The following is a 21,117-nucleotide window of genomic DNA, read 5'->3' as shown; positions in this document are numbered from 1 at the left end:
GGAATCTGACACTGTCTCAGCTGTCGATTCATTTTGCCGGGCGGTTAGACGCTCATATTGATCTGTAATTCGCTGACACAGAATTTTGAACACCCTCGCGACACACCCATAACCTTGCAGGCTTTGGATACGTTACCGAGTTCCTGAGCCAGATTCAGCAAACCGGCTTTGTGTTTTATGATGGGATTGTTAGACTCAAGCATAGAGAGTTTCCTTTGTTGAGATATTGATTCGACACCATTATCAAAACGGGAAACTCTCTTCTTTTCAATCAGAAGTGTCAGATCAGGTCTGAACTAATTCACATTATTAGCGTATTTTAACACTACCAATCCCCTTTAGCCTTCAACTGATTTTCCAATAGAAGCTCTCTGTGCCACCGATCCATGCCACAGGATGCAGTACACCATGCTCTAGCACCTCTATAATTAGCTCCTGCATTTACTATCGTATCGACAGTAAGCCCCCCAAACCCGATAATTTTAAATACTTCTCTGGTAAACCCTTTGATCTTGTAGCCTATCGAATCTGCGTAAGTTTCAATATGACCAACAGCTGATCGCGTATCTGCATAAACTGAAGCCATACTGGTACCAGGAGTAAAGGCCTCTACCTCTCTGCCCCCAAAAAGTGTTCTCACACCAGTACATACGCTTACTTCAAAACTTCCACAGGAGTGACTGATATTGTTGGCTACAAGACCAGCAGAAAGATCTGCAGCGTTATCATAATCCATTGCGGTTCCATCCGCAGTCTCCGGCATTCGACTACCGCAAGAGTTATCTTTGCTTCCATGTTTACCACAGTAATTAAACAACCTCGACATCGCCGCACTTGATGCGCCATTAATAAATCCTTGAGTGCCCCCGCCCATAATCACCTGCGATGTCCCGCCAATCAACGCCGCCTCCATCGCATGAGCCACTGGGCCGTTACCAAGGGCTTTTGCCGCGCTCCATTTGCTTGGTACAAACTCCGCATAGCCTTCTGCTGCCATAGTGCTACGATGTGCGTCCTATTTGTTGCCTCTGATATAAACTAAAACAAGTATACAGATCACTCTGACAGACACTACACTCACTAAAAATATTGGTACGATTCATAGTCAATAACACTTCCAGCCGCCGCCAAAATCAATTCGGTAGCAGCACCACTAATCCAGGTTGAATAACAATTTTTTCCCTGCTGTATTTCTCAAGATAATCAGCAAGCTGGCTCTTCGAATATGTGCCGATAATTTTTTTATCAGATAAAAGCTCTAGTCGCTTAAAGCCAGGCTCCTCCATCAAATTGGGGAAAACAAAATTTCTGGAATTTTTGATAACATAAGCCCGCTCTTGGTTATCGTAAACCACGTTGAGAACAACGTCCTGCCCTGACGTATTCTCAAAAACAGGCGTTAACGAGGCATCCCAGCATCCAGCCAGGATCACAAGCATCAAAGCAACCAGCATTCGTTTCTTCATTATAAACTCCCTGTTAAATAAACCACCTGACTCCACGACATTTAGTCACCGCTCTAGCAGTACATCCATGCTTTAGTTCAGCGCCCACACCTGTCTGTTCGGAGACATCACAACCATCGGTATCTATCACATTCCATCAACCGATCATGAATTGTCAGGCGCCTCAAGTATGCCATGTCACCTGAAAGATCCCGTCGAACATTTCAACTGCGTGCTCACATACTCATTCATAGGAGCGTGCCCAATATCCGTATCCATCAGCTGCAGACTTGTCGCTGACAGACTCACCACCAAAACAACAGGCCCCAAGAGTACACAGGGTAATACTAGAACCCCTTTCTCCGCGCCCCTTAAAGCGGGAGCTACAGACAGCAGAGTATACAGACGCCACGACTATCGCTCCCACCTCTCAGCTCAGCGCAACAGCGCCATATCCGGATGATCACGGCCACTCCTATCAGTCCCTGCACTTTATGGCTAAAGCAGGAATCCACAGCCCCCCTCACCCCACAGAAGACAGCATCGCGCCCAGCGGTTACAATCGGTGCGTTTTTTCATTAGCCACAAGAAGCAATTCCTATGGGCCGCGCGTACCAGAACCGTAAAGAATCGATGGCCAAAACGGCCGCAGCAAAAACCAAAGTGTATTCCCGTTATGGCCGCGAGATTTATATGTGCGCCAAAAACGGTGGTGTCGACCCGTCTGCCAACCTGTCGTTGCGCGGACTGATCGATAAAGCCAAGAAAGACCAGGTGCCAAGCCACGTGATCGAGAAGGCCATCGACAAAGCCAAAGGCGGCGCCGGTGAAGACTTCCAGCCTGCATTGTACGAAGGCATCGGCCCCGGCGGCTGCATGGTGCTGATCAGCGCCCTGACCGATAACGGCAACCGTACCTTCGGTGATATCCGTGGCATCTTCTCCAAGTGCAAAGCCAAGCTGGGCAGCCAGGGTTCGGTGTCGCATATGTTCGATCACCGCGCGATGTTTGTGTTTGCCGGTGACGACGAAGAAGCCGCACTGGAAGCCCTGATGATGGCCGATGTGGATGTGTCGGATATCGACTGCGAAGACGGCATGATCACCGTGCTGGTGCCGCCAACCGATTACTTCAAGGCGAAAACCGCGCTGACCGAGATGAACCCGGAAATCGATTTCGAGGTGGAAGAGATCACTTATCTGCCACAGACCGAGCATCCGGTATCCGGCGATGACATCGCTCAGTTCGAGCGTTTCGCTGGCCTGCTGAACGATCTGGAAGATGTTGCGCACATCTACCATAACGGTGTGTTTGAAGGCTGATTCAGGCTTTTAATAAGCTAGGGCCTGTCGACACTAATTAAACAGGCCTGTTATTGGCTAAAAATATCTCAAACAAGGCGCTGAGAGTGTGGCCTAACGGGTTAAGCGAGCGAACAGCAACGCTGGATGAGGAATTTTGAGCCATAACCCTTCGGGCTGAGGCCAGTTTCCCCCATTGACGTCGTCGTTCGTCATTCATTTAGCCCTCTAATATCACTCCTCTCTCCTTGTTCTGAGAAAAACTGGCTCTCAGCAGGCCGGATTTACTTAAGTGTCGACAGGCCCTAATAAAAAACGCCGCTGCGGGAAACCACAGCGGCGTTTTTTTTATGCCTGCGCTACAGCTCAGGTTTTAGTCGGTAGTACGCATCTCCAGACGGAAACGGCTGGTAGAGGTTGGTGTCTTGCCGCTGATTTTTACAGCAATGCGTTTTTTATCGCTGAAAAATCCTAATCCGTTGGTACTGACCGAGGTGACAACTTCGTCACCGGTACCGGAACCTGAAGAGCTATATTCCAGCCCGTCCCAGTCAATCACGGTCATATCCAGATCGTCGGTCAGCCCGGTTAAACGGAACTCATGGTCACCACTGTCAAAGTAATCTACGTCTACGTAGTAGTAATCTTCTTCTCCCGCTTCCAGCGTCCCGAGCACGCCACTGCTGGCGGTACCGTTTTCACTCGCCGGAGTTATAAAACGGTTAGCACTGCTCTGGCTGTGATTAGCCGGTTCAGTTGCCGTTGCTTTAATCTGTTCAAATGAGGCATTTTCGCCAATACATCCAGCCAGTGTCAGGGCCAGTAACGGTAAAATAACGGGCTTCAGAGTTGCCATACTTAAATCTCCCACGCCAGTCGTACAAAGGGGCCGTAGTGGAATACGGTGTTATCACCGATACCAAACTGGCCAACCGCTTCGTAATTGGAATCCACGCTGTTGGCGGCCCCGGTAAGATCTTCGGTGGTGAAGAACTGTTGCAGTGCACGGCCTTCAACGCCGAACGACATCCCGATATTACTGCCCGGCATGCGGTAAGCGACGATGTATTCCAGCTTATAACTGATCGACCAGCCCATGCCGACCGGCTCTTCGTATTCCAGATTCAGGCCGTAATTATCTTTTACAACCCGTTCAAGGTTGGCACTGCTTTGGCCGGTCATAAGACCAACGGTCACATCCATGGTCAGACCCGGGCCGTAACGCCAGCCACCACTTTCAGACAGGCTGAGGGCAAAGCCGCTTTGGTCGTGCATCGCTGCCTGCAGGTTATCGACATCAAACCACAGGCCAATCAGACGGGTGGTGTATTCCGGGTCAACCAATGCATCCGGATAGTTGGCCCGGTCGGTATAGCCGCCGCCAGAACGGGCGGTATACAGGCTGATTTGCGCCGGTTGACTGACTTCGATATAACCAAGCCCCCAGCGCGCGCCCATATTACCTTCTACCTCGGTACCGATATTTAACTGGGTATATTCGGCATCGAATTTACGCTCACCAATAATGTACTGGCCATTAAACCGGGTATCGCTGTCTTGCGGGTGGATATAACCTTCAGCGCTGCTGTTTTCCAGACGGAAAAATACACCGCCGGCTTCTACCGCACCGACAAAAGATTCCAGCTCGGTTTCACCATCGGCATTGGTGCGTACAGCGGCTGCCAGATCAAAGCTGAATGCGTTGTTACGCGGCGAGCGGAATTCCACCACATGGGCTAATGCATCACCGAATTCCACCAGATCTTTCAGATCCCCCACGTACTGATCCGGCGACCATGCGGTCTGACGCAGAGTATAAGAGGTGTAGGATAAATCGCGATAATCACCGTATTGCGTTTGCGCCGTAACAGCACCGGTTGCGGTCAGAGCCGCCACTGCCAGAGAAATTCTGATCATGACGACTCCTTAATTAAAACTGATACGCAGGGTGTAATTCATATTATTACCATCCACCGAGCTGACCTTAACCATGTGCAGACCACGGCTGTCAGGATCGGTATTACGACTGGCGTCATACCAGAGAGTCACCACTTCATCAGCTGTTCCTTCCGTGCGCGACCAACTGAGCAGGTTCAGGTTATGGTCAAATACTTCCAGATCAGCATTACCGTTCATATTGGTCAGGCTGATGGTCAGCGTACCGTTATAGCTGGACTCAAAACGACTGCCGGCCAAGCGGTAATAATCCTGCCGGTCATCCGGCCCCAGGGTTGCGGTATCACCATCGTCCATATAATCCGCATTGAAAAACGTATCATTGGATGCGGGATCAGGGTCAGGAACACCGCTGCTGTTATTGGTAATGTCAGGATAAGTATCGGCACAGCCTGCCAATATCAGACATGCGAACACTGGTATAAGTGGCTTCATAAAATGTCCCCGGATTTTTCCGCGAATATACCGTCTCATTTTAAGACGATCCAGCCACGCCAGAACGATTGTGGCTTGTAATGCCCTGATTTTTTTACGCTGGCCTGTCAGCAGCAGATTACCCGGATATGTATTTCTCTGATCAAATCGTCACATGTCTGTAATAAATCCGTCCCATCCTCTGCGCCAATAAAATGAATTAACTTTAAGCGGAGATACTATGAACCCGAAGTTTCTGGCTGTTGCAGTAAGCACGGCTCTGCTGGCCGCCTGTGGTGGTGACGACAATAAAAGCAGTAATAAAAGCCCACTGGCTGAGCTGGGTATTCAGTGCGCCAGCGTAGAAAAAGCCGCTGCGTCCAGCGCAACCGGGACTCTGCAACTGACACTGATCGACAGCTATGAATCTGGTAATGACTTTGCCACCAGCTCGGCAGAAATTGTCAGCTATGACAGCTGTTCTGATCAGCTTTATGTGGTGAACGCCAAAGACGCCACCATTGATGTTTTATCACTGGCGCAAACCAACAGCGCACCGACGAAAAAAGGCAGTATCAATCTGGCCTCTGCAGCCACTGCCGCAGGTATTGAAATTGGTGCCGCCAACAGCGTCTCAGCCAAAAATGGTTTGGTTGCCGTCGCCATTGAAGCCAAAGTAAAACAGGATGCCGGTCTGATTGCGCTGTACCGCTCTGACGATCTGAGCCTGCTGGCAACGTACCCAGCGGGCAGCCTGCCGGATATGGTCACCCTGTCAGCCGATGGCCGTTATATTCTGAGCGCCAACGAAGGCGAACCAAGCGGTGATTATCAAAATGACCCACAGGGTTCGATCACCATTGTCGATTTAAATAAAGGCTTCAGTGCCGATAAAGCCGTGGTACAGCAAGTGCTGTTTACCGATTTTAATAACGGTGGCAGCCGGGCTGCTGAATTACCCGCCGGCGTGCGTATTTCCGGCCCGGCGGGTACCAGCGTGGCACAGGATCTGGAGCCGGAATATCTGACCCTGAACAGCGACGGCAGCAAAGCCTGGGTCGCGCTGCAGGAAAACAACGCCATGGCCATTATTGATGTGGCCAACGCCCGTGTAGAGAGTATTAAAGCGCTGGGAGAAAAATCGTGGAATACAGCATCCGGAAACCAGCTGGACCCTTCCAATAAAGACGGTATGGCAGGTCAGTTTGCCAGCTACGAGCAACTGGCTGGTCTGTATATGCCGGACACCATTGCCAGCTTTGAACTGAATAACGAAACCTATATTGTCTCTGCCAACGAAGGCGACGGACGCGAGTATATTTACGAAACCACACAGCAGGCTTGTGATGCGGCCAATCACAGCTGGGATGGCAAAGACTATTCAGTTGGTGGCAAAGACGAAGACGCGCAGAAATACGCCAACGAAAGCGACGACTGTATTTCTCATATCGACGAAGCCCGCGGTGGCGATCTGTTTGATATCGTCGATGATGCCCATCCGTTAAAAGCCGCCCTCAATGATAACGACCAGCTGAAGCGTCTTAAATTGATTAACGACCGTGAGAGTATCGGCGCAGGCGACACCCTGTACGCTTACGGCGCGCGTTCGTTTTCCATCTGGAACAGCAATGCGGAACTGGTATATGACAGTGGCGACGATATTGCCAAGCGTGTGTTTGCCGTTGAGCCGGATAATTTTAATGCCGACAACGAAGTGAATTTAACCGCAGAAACCGCCGACAACCGCAGCGATGATAAAGGCACCGAGCCGGAAGCCATCGAAGTGGCCAGCATTAACGGCCGTATTTTTGCGTTCGTGGGTCTGGAACGTCAGGGCGGCATCATGGTGTATGACATCAGCAACCCGCAGGCACCGGTATTCCAGAGCTATCTGAATAACCGCGATTTTACCGCTGCGGTATGCACCCAAGTGAATGCTGATGGCGAATGCGATAACGATACCTACAACAGCGCCGCCGGCGATTTAGGCCCGGAGTCTATCGACTACTTCAGCCGTGCCGGTAAGCATTTTATTGCTGTGGGTAATGAAGTGAGTGGAACAACCAGTGTGTATCAGCTGAATTTCAGCAGTGCTGCACTGTAACGGCTGCATTGGTGAAAAAACCGCGCTCCGGCGCGGTTTTTTTATATCTCTTATGTCTCTGCGCCAAGCTTACTGCCGCATAAAATCTTCCAGTCCGCGACCAGTTGCTTTGTGGATATTGCGGAATAAATACCAGATCGCCAGGACCAGAATAATCATGCTCGGCAGCACAATCACCGGATAGCTCATCGCCGTCATCGCACCCAGCTGTTCGTTATATTCTTCGGTGCCTGGCATGGCGGTTACCATATAGCGCGCCAGACCATAATTCAGCGCTGATGACAGAAAAAACGAGGCGGCGATAATTTTATTGGCCATCGTCAGGTGACGCTGAAAATTCTCTTCCTCACCGTGTTCGGCAATTGCCTGCTGCAGTTTTTCTGTGTCGATGACTTCGTCATTCAGAATAATCATGCGCAATAACGAATAACGGGTATTCAGGGTCAGCAATACCGCAATGCCAATCAGACCCGGAATTAATGCTTCTTTCACCGCAAGATATTCCGGCGGCAACTGCAGCAAACTGATACCACCGGTCAGTAATACACTGACGATACCCAGTATCGAAAAGGCGTTTACTTTACCGGCGGTTTTCAGATCCCACAGACCAAAGGCCAGCGGGAATGCCAGCGCCACGATAACTCCCAGTGTAGGGCCAAGCATATCGTCACCACTGGCTTTGGTGAGAATCAGTGTTGGGATAACGATATTGAACAGCAGATTACTGAAAAAATTATGATTCTTCTTGCTGCTTGAGGTGGTGGTCATTAAAGGTTTCCATAAAAAATCAGGCGGATCAGAAATGCCGTCAGCGCGCATTAACGGCGCTGACGGCGCTCACCACGCAGTACTGTAATCACCGTTGCGGTTTCCGGACGAACTTCACGCCACAGAGCAAAGGCTTCAGCCGCCTGTTCTACCAGCATGCCTAAACCATCAATCACTTTGCCCACGCCATTATCCAGCGCCCACTGGTTAAACACTGTGGTTTGCGTGCTGTACATCATGTCGTAGCAAACGGTTTCCGCTGTTAATACCGCCGGAGACAATGGTGGTAAATCGCCGCTCAGACTGGCCGATGTACCGTTAATGATGACATCGAAGCTGCCATGTAGTGCATCAAATGCTGCCGCTTTAATATTGCCTAAATCAGCAAAGTCCGCAGCCAGCGTTTGCGCTTTACTCAGCGTACGGTTGGCAATAATCAGCTCCGCCGGCTGCTGTTCCAGAATGGGCTGCAGCACACCACGCACCGCACCACCGGCACCCAGCAACAAAATACGTTTGCCGGTTAATGTCACACCATGATTCACCGTCAGATCGCGTACCAGACCCACACCATCGGTGTTATCGGCCAGGATGCTGCCATCGGACATTTTCTTCAGCGTGTTTACCGCCTGCGCGCGCTGTGCACGCGGGGTAAATTCATCGGCGTAACGCCAGGCATTTTCTTTAAACGGCACGGTCACGTTGACACCACAGCCGCCGTGTTTAAAGAATTTATCCAGTGCCAGCTCGAAGCTGTCGAGCGGTACCAGTTGCGCGGTATAAAGCAGATCCTGACGGGTCTGCGCGGCAAATGCAGAATGAATCTGCGGCGACTTACTGTGGCCAATGGGATTGCCCACAACGGCATAAAGATCAGTCATAACTACAGCCTCACACCCATTCTTTATGGGGCAGGAAATCAGTATAAAGTTTCGCTTCAGCAGAGCCCGGTTCCGGCTGCCAGTCGTAATCCCAGTGCACCACCGGCGGCAGCGACATCAGAATCGACTCGGTACGGCCACCGGTCTGCAGACCAAAGATCGTGCCGCGGTCAAACACCAGATTAAATTCCACATAGCGGCCACGGCGGTAACACTGGAATTTACGCTCGCGCTCGCCATAAGGCGTGTCTTTGCGCTTCGCCACGATGGGAACATAGGCATCGATATAGCCGTTACCCACCGCCTGCATAAAGGCGAAGGATTTTTCAAAATTCAGTTCGCCGTCCCACTCGTTCAGGTCGTCGAAAAACAGACCGCCGACACCACGGCTTTCGTCACGGTGTTTAAGGTAGAAATAGTCGTCACACCATTTTTTGTATTTGGCGAATACTTCCTCACCAAAAGGTGCGCACAGATCTTTGCCGATCTGATGCCAGTGCACCACGTCTTCTTCATAGGGATAAAACGGCGTTAAATCGAAACCGCCACCAAACCACCACACCGGCTCTTCGCCTTCTTTTTCGGCGACAAATAAACGTACGTTGGCATGAGAAGTCGGCACATAAGGATTGTGCGGATGAATCACCAGCGACACACCCAGCGCCTGAAAGCTGCGTCCGGCCAGTTCCGGACGATTAGCCGTTGCCGACGCCGGTAAGCGAGCGCCACGCACATGGGAAAAATTCACGCCGCCTTTTTCAATCACGCCACCATCGGCGATCACGCGGGTACGGCCACCACCGGTTAATGCCAGATCACCTTCAGCCGCCGGGCGCTCCCAGGAGTCTTCCTGAAATTGCGCCTTACCGTCCTGTGCTTCCAGTGCACTGCAAATGCGGTCCTGCAGATCCAGCAGAAACGCTTTAACCGCTGCCACATCGCAGCCCGAATGAGCCTGGCTCATAAATATTCTCCTCTGAGGCCTTCAGGGCCTGTTAACGCAAACGCTGACCTGTCAGCGTGCGGATTTCCGACGGCTGAGCACGGCCACCCAGTGCTCCCGGCAAAACATAATCCAAACGGTCGGTAAAATATTGCCGCACCCGCAATGCTGAACGTGCCGGTTCGCGCCCCGCCGGATTGGCCGAGGTCGAGACCAGCGGGCCAACTTCATCACAGAGTGCACGCACCAGCGGATGATCGGTAACACGTACCGCCAGCGATTCATGGCGACCACGTAATAATGGTGATACCTCACGGCGGCAGGGTAACACCCAGGTCACCGGGCCCGGCCAGGTGGCATTAACGGTTGCCAGATCGCTGTCACTCAGCGGCAACAACAACTCATCCAGCTGTTGCAATGAGGATGCCACCAGCACTAATCCTTTGTGCGCCGGACGACTCTTAAGTTCAAGAATACGGCTGATGGCCGCCTCGTTGCGCGGATCGCAACCCAGGCCCCAAACCGCCTCGGTCGGATAGGCCAGCACACCGCCGGAGCGGATGCTGTGAGCAGCCAGTTCAAGATGCCATTTATTCACGGACGAAAACCCGCAGATGAAGGGAAAGGCGGCACCCTACAACAAGGTGCCGGGAGCGGCAAGTAGAGGCCCGGCTGACGCTGTTTCGTCATCATTGCTGTATTAGGACAATTCAGGCCTAAGACTTAAGAATGATTATCGTAAGACAAGATTGAACCTGTCATTTCAGGTCAGTAGCCTCGCCGACTTTTCAGGGACGATGCATGCCTGTTTTCAGGCCTGCTTCAACAACTCAGGGGCAACCGATGAACGTCTGGTTCAGAGTTTTCTATATTGTGCTGGCACTGCTGCCAGCCATGCTTCACGCACACACTTCCGCAACGTCTGACGATATCACCCGCGGACTGGCCTGGCTCAGCAGCCAGCAGCAGGCGGACGGATCCTTCCGCAGCAATACCATGGCGGCCACCGACTGGCAGGCCAGTACCGAGGCTCTGCAGGCATTTGCCAGTGCCGGGCAGCTGGATCATCTCAATACCCAGACGCTCGCAACCTATCTGGCTGGTCTCAATGCACATGAGACCGAGCTGCTGAGCCGGCGCATCAGCGCCAACCTGCGCCTCAGCCAGCCGTTCGCCGACGACCTGGCCACACTGGCGCTGCGGCAGAACAGTGATGGCGGCTTTGGTGACGAAAACGGCTTCGACAGCTCAGTCTACGACACCCTGTTTGCTCTGCAGGTACTGGCCAATGCCGGTAACCGAGCCTCACCGGCAACCTCGGCAGCCATCGGTTTCCTGCTCTCCCAGCAGCGCAGTGACGGCAGCTTTGCCCTCGATAGCGACACCGCCTCCTCCGCTTATATCACCGCCCTGACTCTGCGCGCTGTTACCCCTTATCTCTATGTGTACAACGTCGGTGAATCTCTGAATAAAGGTCAGGAATATCTGTACAGCCTGAGCGCCGCCAACGGCAGCTGGCAGAGTGACTGGCAGGCGGCGCTGTTCCTGCTCGCGGTTGTCCCTTTGACCACCGATGTTACCCGCTACGCCAACACCCTCAGCTGGCTGAAACTGCAGCAGCAGGGCAATGGCTCCTGGCAGGATGATGCCTTTACCACCGCGCTGGCCGTACAGGCGCTGTATCTGAGTGCCAATATCAGCCTGCCAACCGCACCGGATAAGGCCACGGTTCGCGGTCGTACGGTCGATGCCGGCAGCGCACAGCCGCTGGCTAATGTACGTATTACCACCTCGCCGCTCAGTGCTACCGATCTGTTATCCGATGCGCAAGGCAGCTTTGTACTTAACGGTCTGGAAGAAGGCAGCTACCGCCTGACCTACGAAGCCGATGGTTATCTGACCGCCTCGCAGACGCTGAACGTTAAAGCCGGGCAGCTGATTGATCTGGGCGATATCCGCCTGAATCTGGCGCCGACCACCAGTCTGGTGCGTGGTGTGGTCAGCGATGCCAATACCGGCCTGCCGGTCGCTCAGGCTCTGGTGCAGGTCACTCTGGCTGGCACCACAACCGATACCCTGACCGCGGTCGATGGTTCCTATCAGCTCAGCTCAGGTGCTGGCAGTGCCAGCCTGATGATCAGCGCCAGCGGTTACCATGGCGTCAGCGCCAGTGCCAATCTGGTGGCCGGCAGCGCAGCAGAGTTTTCTGTGCAGCTGCAGCCGGATTCAGAACCCACCGTGCCGCTGCAACTGTCTGGCCGGGTGCTGGATGCCACGACCGGACAACCGCTGGCCGATGTACAGGCCGAGCAGCTGAGTAATGCCTCAGCGGTGCTGTCCGGCAGCGATGGCCGCTTTACCATCCCGTCACCGCTGGCAGGCGAGCAGCAGATTATGCTGTCGCGCCCGGGTTATGACAGCGTACTGCTCAGTGTCGTCGTACCGGCCACCGGCCGCGCTGCACTGGGAGATATCCTGCTGACTGCCAGCGAGCCGGTGAGCACAACCCGCATTACCGGCCGAATTACCGATGCCGACAGCGGGGCCGCAATTGAGGGTGCTCAGGTCAGCGTATTTGGCAGCAGCACCACCTCCGACAGTAACGGCTTCTATCAGCTCGACGGCATTACCAGTCTGGAGTTTGTGATCGGAGCCAACGCCACCGGTTACGTCTTTGGTTCCGCACCGGTCAGCCTCAGCCAGCCACGCGCACTGACCATGGATATCGCCCTGATGCCAGCCAACGCCGGTGGCATTCAGGTCAGCCAAGTCACCACCGGCCAGCCAGCCTATGGCGCCTATCAGCGGGTTGCACTGAGCACCACGCTGACCAACCTCACGGTACGTGAGCGCCGCCTGCTGCTGTATGTGCTGATCACCGACAACAACAACCAGATTCTTGACCGTTTCCCGGGGGCCGATCTGCCAGCGTTACCGGATACCGATAACGCCGAAGCCTGGGAACACTACAAACAGCATCTGAGTGACGCTACTGAGGTGCTGGCACCGAATGAAAGCCGCCATGTTGAGCTGGCCATGGGCTGGAACAGCGGCCGTCAGGCTCCCGGGCAATACCGGGTGACCATTCAGGCTCTGGACGCCGACACCAGCCAGGTGCTGGCTGAAGCGGCAGCGCCTCTGCCGATCGAGCCGACACAGGCCCTGCCATCTCTGACAGCAGAAATTACTCCGGCCTTTGCCCTGCTCGACAGCAACGCCGATCTGACGCTGGGGGCATTACTGCGTAATGCTTCCAACGTGCCGGTCGACGCCAGCCTCAGCTGGACTCTGGCCGACCCGGACAACCAGATCCTGAGCAGTGGTCGTCAGGATCTGCAAATCACGCCGGAGCAGACCAATCTGCAGCTGACGCTGGAAAACCTGCAGCAACAGATCAGCCGCAGTGGTAATTACCCGCTGACCCTGACCCTCGACACGGCTGCCACTCAGGGAACCCCTGAGGCCGCACAGCTGTTCGTGCCGCCAACGGTACGCCTGCAGGTGGAGCAGGACCTCACCCCGCAACAACTGATTCCGGGCGCCGAGCGCCGCTCACAGGTACGCATTCTGATCAAAGGAGTTGATGGCGAATGATTTTTCCGGCCCATTTTAAAATCTGGTGCCTGGCTCTGCTGAGCCTGTGCGCCGTGCTGCTGAGTCCTGCCAGTCAGGCTTCCCATGCCCGCTATGGTCATATCAGCTGGGAGCCTCGTCCCGAGATCAGTGAAACAACCGTCGACTTCCGTATTGTGGTGGCCTTCCGCCGCAGCTATTTCGGCAACCTGCAGCTGGGCAGTGTCTTCCGTCCGGCAGGTATCAGCTTCGGCGATGGTAAATCCGCTAACTATGAGTTTGAGGTCATCGCCCTTAACACTCAGGAAGACTGGGTTATCGGTCAGGCCCGTCAGGCCGGACTGGAGTCCGGCACCGTGCGCCACGAATATCCGTCACAGGTGCGCAGCAATGGCGAGCCCTGGGTGGCATCGTTATCGGTCTGTTGCCGCATCGGCTCGCTGCGTAACTCTGCCAACAGTAATTACCGGGTGCATACCAATGTTGATCTGAGCAGCGGCAACCGCTCTCCGGTCAGCAGCCTGCCACCGATTGTCAGCTGCGCCCGTGGTGACTGCAGTTTCTCTGTCCCTGCCGTTGATAAAGACAATGACCATCTGCGCTGGAGCCTGACGCCACTTGGCCAGTCAGGTATCTCACGTAATCCCACCGGCTTAACGCTGGATACCAGCACCGGTTATGTCGACTGGAGTGCCGGCAGCCAGAACGAACCTCTCGGACTCTATGCCCTGTCGGTCACCATCGAAGATCTGGATGAGTTTGATCAGCCGCGCAGCGCCGTGGTGGTCGATTTTATTATCAACCTGCGCGACTTCGTCGATAACCAGCCACCGGTATTTGATCAGCCACCATCACCGGCAACCGGCGATATTATCAATGCCATAGTTGGCCAGACGCTGACCCTGGATATTCAGGCGAGCGACAGCGACCTCAACGACGAAGTGTTCGTCAACAACCTCGGCCTGCCTGCCGGTGCCACTGTCAGCAGCCTGACTCAGGGCAACCCGAGCGCGGTGCGTTTCAGCTGGACTCCGTCCATGGCCGACCTCGGTGACAAACTGCTGACCTTTACCGCCACCGACCAGAAGGCTGCCAGTGCGCTGCCGCTGTCGCTGGTGATCCGGGTTATTCAGCCAATGATCAGTGATGTGCGGGTTATCGACCGCATTGCCGCCACTGATATTGATATCGAACAGAGCACCTTCAGTGAAACCCCGGCCGACGTTCGCCTCGGTACTCCGGTGTCGGAAGTGGAGTGGCGCTACCCGACCTTTGATGTCGGCCAGATTGCCGATATCCGTTTCGACCTGAAGCTGCACAACCTGCAACCCGGCGAAACACGTCTGGTTATCCATGAACTGGAAATGACCTACCGCGATATGAACGGCAACCTGATCCGTGATGGCCTTGGCTCACGCGCGGTGCAGGTTTCTGAAACCGTTCTGGCGCTGTCGACCAATACCGACCGCATTCAATACCGGCCGCAGGAACAGGTCATTATCAGCAGTCAGGTCCGCAATCAGGACGAAGGCGATACCAGCAGCGGCTTCCGCCTGCAGATCGTCGATGAACAGGGCGTACTGGTCAGCCAGCTGAACGAACAGACCCTGAGTTTCACCAGTCTGGAAGATAAAACCATCAATGGTTATGACTTCAGCATCGGCAATCTGATTGCCGGTAACTACCGCGTGCGGGCCGAACTGCTGCGCGCCGATGGCCGTGTAACCGCAGTGGCCGAAGCCCCCTTCAGCGTTGTGACTAACAGTGGCGGCGCGCTGAGTCTGGCCACCAGCCTGTATACCGACAAACCGGTTTACGGCCGCTGGGACAGCGTTAACCTCAGTGCCCGTCTGCAGAATACTTCCAGCAATGCGCCGCTGACGACCACCCGCAACGAACTGCTGGTGTATGCGCCGGATGGCACAGAAGTTTTCCGCCAGAGCCGTGATCTGGGCAGCCTCGCACCGTCGTCAATGGAAGACTTCAGCTTCCTGCTGGCCCTGAACGACGCCAGTCAGGGACAGTATCAGGCTGTGTGGAAAACACTGGATGCCACCAGCGGTCAGGAACTCAGCCGTTCGCAGGCCGGATTCCGCGTGCAGTCTCTGGCACTGCAGGAACTGCTGGGCAGTGTTCAGGCCGCAGACAGCCGTATCTATCATACCGGCAGCACCCGCTGTGATTTCACGGTACGCAACCGGGCGCCGGAAGCGGCTTTGGGGACTCAGCTGGCTTACAGCCTGATTCAGGCGGACAGCGAAACCCTGCTGCAGCGCACCGAAATCAGCGCCGATATCGGCCGCAATGATGAATTTACCTGGCACACCGACTTCAGCGCCGCAGGACAGGCTTACGGTGGTTATGCCTGTGTGCTGGAAGCCAACATCAACGGCACCTGGCAGGTTCTGGCCAGTGACAGCTTTGAAGTGCAGGCGCCTGAAGTATCCACGGCCCTCAGCAGTGAAGGCCCTGGCCGCGTGCTGGTGCTGACCGATGCTCCGCGTCAGTGTTCTGCTCTTGAGGACATCCGCGTTGGCTTCGACTTCGGCGCCGAACTGAACACCTCTCAGCAGATTGAAATCCGCCTCTACGGCCCGGATGGCAAGCTGTTGGATACCGAGATCGTCAGCGCGCTGGATACCGAAATCAACCATCGCCACGGCAAGGCCAACACCGATCTCAGTGTGAAAGCTCAGGCCAGCGGTCAGTTCGAAGTGCTGGTGCAGTCATCATCCGGACTGGGCAAAGAGTACCGGGTTGAAGTGTCGGTTAAACGTAACTGGCTGAGTAAGGTTGAGAAGTCCTGGACCTTCGACTGCAGCTGCGACCGCCCATTAACACTTAATGAACTGTACGAAGACGTCAGCCTGCTGGCCTGGCATCCGTGGCACAGCGATGACGATCTGCGTAATGCCGATCCGTTCGGCCCGCTCAACGGTCCGGATGTGAATGAGCAGAACGACTTTATCGAACAACTGCTGCAGGACGCTGGCTGGGAATACACGCTGGTACACAGCGCCGATGACTTTGCCCGCGAGCACCGTCTCGGTGGTTACAGCAGCTACCTGTTGCTGGCCGAACGTCCGCAGCTGCACTGGCAGGTACAGAAAGAGCTGCGCGAAGCGGTCTTCGCCGGTAAAGGCCTGATCGTCGCCGGTGGTTTCGATAAACGTAACCTGTGGCTGGAATCGGCACTGGGTGTGGCGGTGATTGGCCGTCATCCATGGGCGCGGGAATTACAGGTACACAACTCTGACCTGAGCAGCGCCTGGAATGCCCAGCTGCCGCTGGCCGATAAGGTTCAGGGTATCTGGCTGACCGGCGCCGAAACCCTTGCCGAATACGCGCTGGCCGGAGACGACCAGCAGCATAACTGGCACTGGCTGGATAAAGGCGAGCATAAAGCGCACGACATTTTCGACGTTAAGCGCCGCGCCATTACCGGCTACGACTATGGCAAAGGACGCAGCCTGTTCTTTGGTTTCGACCTGTTGCTGCAGGCTACTCAGGCCGGGGCTGACAGCAGCTATGCCGAACTGATTCTGCAGGCACTGCAACAGATCCAGCCGGATGAACTGCCGGCCCTGGGCTCTGCCGTACTGCCGCTGAACGTACAGTGGCAGAACAACCGCGGTGCCGTCAGCTTAGTCAGCGAACTGCTGCTGCCGGAAGGTGCTGAGCTGCTGGTTCCCGGCATCTTTGCTCAGCAGGATGAACACTGGCTGGCAACCCTGACGCTGGCAGAGCAGCAGACTCTGGCATCACGTCTGTACATCAAACTGGCCGACCGCGACGGTGAGCAGAGCATCGGCCTGCTGACCACCACCGTCGACGGCAATCAGCAACTGCAACAGGCGCAGGCCAGCTTTGCATTCGGCGCCAGCGCCACCCCGGAACTCGCGGCAACCCAGGCACTGCTCGACAGCCTGGCCTGGGACTACTGGTATCGCCTGAACTACCGCCATGCCTGGCTGAAGTTCAAGCTGGCCCGCGAAGCCATCAACAAAGAGCACTGGTATCAGGCGCAGACGCTGTTGCTGCTGGCCGCCGACCTGTTGCTGGTTGGCCATGAAGACGATGTCGCCAGTGCCCGTCAGCAGGTACAGCGTCATATTCAGTTTGTCGGCGAGAAGCTGGCGCAATGATCATGAAACGGAATTCAGTTATGACTTCAGGAACCCCTTCTATGCCTCTGCTGCAACAGGAGCTGCTGCTGGACAGCGCTCCACGCTCATCCCGCCCGCTGCGTCTTATTGCGCGCGCGGTGCTGGTTGTTTTTCTGAATGCGGTGATCTGGCCGTCCTGGGCGGTTGCGGTGGAAATTGACCAGCAACAGCAGCTGGAAGAACAGCAACGCTGGCTGCAGGACAATCAGCAGCTTGATCAGGTGCTGGCCAATCTGCGCGACCATATCAGCCAGCAGCGGCAACAGGTGCTGAACAAACAGAATGCTGAGCAGGGCTTTGTCAGCCGTGCGCTGAGTTTTGTTGGCTTTGGCGAGGATGCCTTGCCGGATAATCCCAGCCAGCGGTTTCAGCAGCGTCTGAATGAGCTGCGCCAGGACACCGAAAATTCCCTCGCGCAGGAAGCCGCCCGTCTGCAGGAGCATGGCCTGCCGGCCGTTGTGCTGGAGCGACAGCAGCAGCTCCAGGCGCAGATTCTGGCCCGCTACCAACAACTGCAGGAACAACTGACGGCAGCCACACAAGAGCAATCGCTGGATGATCAGGAGCAACAGCTCAACGCCCTGAACGACCTGCTGAACAGTTTCAGTATCGGTAACCCGCGTGATCCGTTCGATCCGGAACAACTGCCGTGGGGTACACCAGATCCGAAACTGACCCCGGAACCGGCACAGGATGCCAAACTGCTGAGTCAGCGTTACGACCTGCCGTTATTTGAGCAGGGCGTACAACTGGCCAGTAACGTCATCACCCCGGACATGCTGGGCAATCCCGGCGGCCCGGTTCAGGCCGATCTGGATGCCACCCTCGACGCACCGCTCAGTCCGGCCATTATTGCCAAAGCCGGTGAGCTGAATAACGATCCGGTCGCGATCTATCAGTGGGTTCGTAATAACGTTGAATATATTCCCAGCTACGGTTCGGTGCAGGGCGCTGAATACACCCTGACTTATCAGAAAGGTAACGCCTTCGATACCGCCAGCCTGCTGGTTGCCCTGCTGCGTGCCGCCAATGTTCCGGCCCGTTACGCCTTTGGTACCGTGCGTATGCCCGCCGCCAGCGTGATGAACTGGGTTGGTAATGTGCAGGTACCGGAAGCCGCCGGCAATCTGCTCGGCCAGGGCGGCGTGCCCAGCAAGATGCTGGTCAGCGGTGGTCAGGTGACGCACTTCGAACTGGAGCATGTCTGGGTTGAAGCCTGGATCGATTATTTACCCAGCCGCGGGGCAAAGCACAGCGTCGGTGACAGCTGGATTCCGATGGATGCCAGCTACAAGCAATATGAATATCAGGACGGTATGGGCCTTGATCAGGCCATACCTTTTGATGCCCAGGCGCTTGCGGACACAATCCTCCAGCAAACAACAATCAACGAAGCTGAGGGCTGGGCACAAGGCATTCCACAGCAGGATATTGCTCAGGCATTGGACGACTATCAGGCACGATTGAAAGAACATATCAACAGTCAGACTCCGGACGCCACCGTCGGCGACGTACTGGGTACGGCTGCCATCAAGACCGTCGTGCGTGAATCACTGGCGGCCTCGCTGCCGTACGAACTGCGCACCCGCAAACTGGTGGCTTCGGCCCTGACCGACAACCAGCGCTGGAAATTCAAATACACGCTGGGCAGCAGTCAGTACGGGCAGATGGGCAATATTCTGCTCAGCGTTAATCAGCCAACCGCCTTGTTAGCCGGTAAAAAACTGGCGCTGTCATTTGCCCCGGCTTCTGAAGCCGATGAGCAAACCCTCACCAGCTATTTGCCGGAGCCGGATGCCAATGGCGACATCGACCCGGCGGCTGTACCCGACACCCTGCCCGGCTACCTGATTCATCTGAACGGCGAATTTACCATTGGCAGTGAAATTGCAGCGGCAACAAGCAGCAGCGTGACCATGGGTACTGAGCTGTTATCAGAAATGGGTTATTGGCAGCCCGGCCGTGGCTGGCGTACATCGCAGAACAAACCGATTGCCGGCGAATACCGGGCACTGGCGCTCGACCTGCATGGCGTCAGCCCGGCACAGGCCGATGCACTGAAAAATGATCTGGAAAACACCCAACAGAAAATCACTGCCGAAGATTACACCGACCTTGGCAAACAACAACTGGTTGGTGATTTACTCTACGCCACCATCCTCAGCTACTTTGCCCTGAATAATGTGCAGGATGATATCGCTGCCCGTCAGGCCAATATGGTGAGCTATAAAGCACCCAGCTACGGTTTATTCAAAACCAATGTGACGCCGCTGTACTGGTTTGGTATTCCACGTAACGTGAAGGTGGACGGCCTGGTAATGGACGTTGATCACATCACGCATCTGCTGGCGCATAAAAATAACGACACCCAGCAATGGATTAATTACAACCGTACAACCGGTGCGCGCCTGAGTGCGATGGAACATCTTGTTCCGGAACAAATGTTCGGGACGCCTGATCATCCAGCGAATGGTATCAGCGCGGTCAAAGCCTTACAGCTGGCAGCGGCTGAAGGCCAGAAAATCTGGACCATCACACGAACTAACCTCGACATCGCATTAAATGGTCTGCAGTTGCCGGCATCTGTTGAAACGGATATCCGCAATTCGGTATACGCCGGTAAAGAAGTGACAGCCCATGAAAAGCCGGTCAGCTTTTTTGGTAAATCCTCTATCGGTTACACAGTGCTTGATCCGGAAACAGGAGCCGGCGCTTACCTGATTGGTGGTGGGGATAATGGCGGCGAACTTCTTGGTTTTTCTCTCGTACTGGGCTTATTTATGTTTTTTGCATCGGTTGCTGTCTTAAGCTTTCTTGCAGCTCCGGGTTTTCTCGCTTTGCTTGCGCTCTCGTGGATTGCTATTAACTTCTACTTTTGGGTCAGAGGGATTGAGAACGCGCAAAATCATCAGCAGTTTAATACTAATAATGCGATGGCAGCATTAGCGCTTTCTCTTGGGTTTCTTCCCCGAGTAACTTTTGATGTGGCAGCCATGATTCTTTTTGTCGACGCGTGGATTTTTATGCTGGGCTTTATATGAGCAGAACCCTCTTCTGGCTTGCTCTGACCACTCTGATTTACTGGCTGAATATCAGCAGCATCAGTGATTCATTTGTGCAGAAAATGGGAATGGTGGCAGGCAGTACTCTGCTTGCTATTCTGCCGCTGATGTCGGTTAAGTGGTGGTGCTATCTGGAAGAGCAAACCAATGGCCGCCGGCGGCCATTGATTAATCATCTGCTGGCACCGGTTATTGCCATTATCACGCCGCTGATTTTTATCGGTGGCGCTGAATATATCCGTGCAGAGATTGTGCTGCTGTCATTGGCAACCGGCGCTGTTTTTCTGCCATCCGGCCAGCTGCGCTGGTTCTGGCAGCAGCGCTTCGGCGATCTGAAAAGCTTTCCGGATTCAGGCCAGGTCAGCCGGAGTCAGCTCAGCCGTATCCGCAACCTGGCACTGGGCTGGATATTTATGCCGTTACCTTTGTATTTTGTTGCTTCGTTGCTGTGGCAGCGCTGATCATCACGCCATAAGCGAAATTCAGACCCTAGGGTTTTATGC

General features: G+C 54.7%; 15 protein-coding genes and 1 pseudogene. 6 read left to right on the top strand and 10 right to left on the bottom strand.

The window, feature by feature from the left end; all coding sequences use genetic code 11:
• Positions 1-95: 95 nt before the first annotated feature.
• The 3 genes and pseudogenes from LGT44_RS00465 to LGT44_RS00455 form a co-directional block, all read right to left on the bottom strand.
• Positions 96-203: pseudogene (locus tag LGT44_RS00465) on the bottom strand (helix-turn-helix domain-containing protein); the annotation flags it as partial.
• Positions 204-325: 122 nt separating this feature from the next.
• On the bottom strand, positions 326-997 hold the full coding sequence (locus LGT44_RS00460) for a hypothetical protein (RefSeq protein WP_230331711.1): 672 nt from the start codon (positions 995-997) through the stop codon (positions 326-328).
• A gap of 136 nt (positions 998-1,133) precedes the next feature.
• Positions 1,134-1,466, bottom strand: coding sequence for a hypothetical protein (locus tag LGT44_RS00455; protein ID WP_230331712.1), 333 nt, complete (start codon positions 1,464-1,466; stop codon positions 1,134-1,136).
• A gap of 579 nt (positions 1,467-2,045) precedes the next feature.
• On the opposite strand from LGT44_RS00455, the gene LGT44_RS00450 reads away from it, so the two are divergent.
• Positions 2,046-2,768 (top strand): YebC/PmpR family DNA-binding transcriptional regulator, encoded by a 723-nt coding sequence (locus tag LGT44_RS00450; protein WP_145467257.1) that lies wholly within the window; start codon positions 2,046-2,048, stop codon positions 2,766-2,768.
• Between the two features lie 352 nt (positions 2,769-3,120).
• On the opposite strand, the gene LGT44_RS00445 is transcribed toward LGT44_RS00450, so the two are convergent.
• Genes LGT44_RS00445 through LGT44_RS00435 form a run of 3 tightly spaced genes read right to left on the bottom strand, consistent with a single transcriptional unit; the run spans position 3,121 to position 5,138 of the window.
• Positions 3,121-3,603 carry a hypothetical protein gene (locus tag LGT44_RS00445; protein ID WP_230331713.1) on the bottom strand — a complete coding sequence of 161 codons (483 nt, stop codon included), beginning with the start codon at positions 3,601-3,603 and terminating at the stop codon, positions 3,121-3,123.
• Positions 3,604-3,605: 2 nt separating this feature from the next.
• Positions 3,606-4,664, bottom strand: a complete 1,059-nt coding sequence (locus LGT44_RS00440) for a hypothetical protein (protein ID WP_230331714.1) — start codon at positions 4,662-4,664, stop codon at positions 3,606-3,608.
• Between the two features lie 9 nt (positions 4,665-4,673).
• Complete coding sequence (locus tag LGT44_RS00435) at positions 4,674-5,138, bottom strand: hypothetical protein (protein ID WP_230331715.1); 465 nt, start codon at positions 5,136-5,138, stop codon at positions 4,674-4,676.
• 220 nt (positions 5,139-5,358) lie between these two features.
• Here LGT44_RS00435 and LGT44_RS00430 point away from each other — a divergent pair, with 220 nt between their 5' ends.
• Complete coding sequence (locus LGT44_RS00430; protein WP_230331716.1) at positions 5,359-7,221, top strand: choice-of-anchor I family protein; 1,863 nt, start codon at positions 5,359-5,361, stop codon at positions 7,219-7,221.
• Between the two features lie 69 nt (positions 7,222-7,290).
• On the opposite strand, the gene LGT44_RS00425 is transcribed toward LGT44_RS00430, so the two are convergent.
• The 4 genes from LGT44_RS00425 to LGT44_RS00410 are packed head-to-tail and all read right to left on the bottom strand — an operon-like array spanning position 7,291 to position 10,411.
• Positions 7,291-7,989: a VC0807 family protein gene (locus tag LGT44_RS00425; protein WP_230331717.1), complete on the bottom strand. Its 699-nt coding sequence runs from the start codon at positions 7,987-7,989 to the stop codon at positions 7,291-7,293.
• A 50-nt stretch (positions 7,990-8,039) separates the two neighbouring features.
• Positions 8,040-8,870 carry a shikimate dehydrogenase gene (aroE, locus tag LGT44_RS00420; RefSeq protein ID WP_230331718.1) on the bottom strand — a complete coding sequence of 277 codons (831 nt, stop codon included), beginning with the start codon at positions 8,868-8,870 and terminating at the stop codon, positions 8,040-8,042.
• Between the two features lie 10 nt (positions 8,871-8,880).
• Positions 8,881-9,834: an oxygen-dependent coproporphyrinogen oxidase gene (gene hemF, locus LGT44_RS00415; protein ID WP_230331719.1), complete on the bottom strand. Its 954-nt coding sequence runs from the start codon at positions 9,832-9,834 to the stop codon at positions 8,881-8,883.
• A 31-nt stretch (positions 9,835-9,865) separates the two neighbouring features.
• Positions 9,866-10,411 (bottom strand): L-threonylcarbamoyladenylate synthase, encoded by a 546-nt coding sequence (locus tag LGT44_RS00410; protein ID WP_145467267.1) that lies wholly within the window; start codon positions 10,409-10,411, stop codon positions 9,866-9,868.
• Positions 10,412-10,656: 245 nt separating this feature from the next.
• On the opposite strand from LGT44_RS00410, the gene LGT44_RS00405 reads away from it, so the two are divergent.
• From LGT44_RS00405 to LGT44_RS00390, 4 genes are read left to right on the top strand one after another with little or no spacing between them, the layout of a single operon-like run.
• A complete protein-coding gene (locus LGT44_RS00405) occupies positions 10,657-13,407 on the top strand; it encodes a carboxypeptidase regulatory-like domain-containing protein (RefSeq protein WP_230331720.1) in 2,751 nt (916 codons plus the stop codon).
• Entirely contained in the window at positions 13,404-17,531 is a 4,128-nt protein-coding gene (locus LGT44_RS00400) for a hypothetical protein (RefSeq protein WP_230331721.1), read from the top strand. The genes LGT44_RS00405 and LGT44_RS00400 overlap by 4 nt, the downstream gene beginning before the upstream one ends.
• Before the next feature lie 20 nt (positions 17,532-17,551).
• Complete coding sequence (locus LGT44_RS00395; RefSeq protein WP_230331722.1) at positions 17,552-20,593, top strand: transglutaminase-like domain-containing protein; 3,042 nt, start codon at positions 17,552-17,554, stop codon at positions 20,591-20,593.
• Positions 20,590-21,075, top strand: coding sequence for a hypothetical protein (locus tag LGT44_RS00390; RefSeq protein ID WP_230331723.1), 486 nt, complete (start codon positions 20,590-20,592; stop codon positions 21,073-21,075). Before LGT44_RS00395 ends, LGT44_RS00390 begins: the two co-directional genes overlap by 4 nt.
• The last annotated feature ends 42 nt before the right edge of the window (positions 21,076-21,117 follow it).

Source organism: Thalassolituus alkanivorans (assembly GCF_020447205.1).
GTDB classification, from domain to species: domain Bacteria; phylum Pseudomonadota; class Gammaproteobacteria; order Pseudomonadales; family Oceanobacteraceae; genus Venatoribacter; species Venatoribacter alkanivorans.
This window is presented reverse-complemented; position numbering and strand designations above follow the sequence as displayed.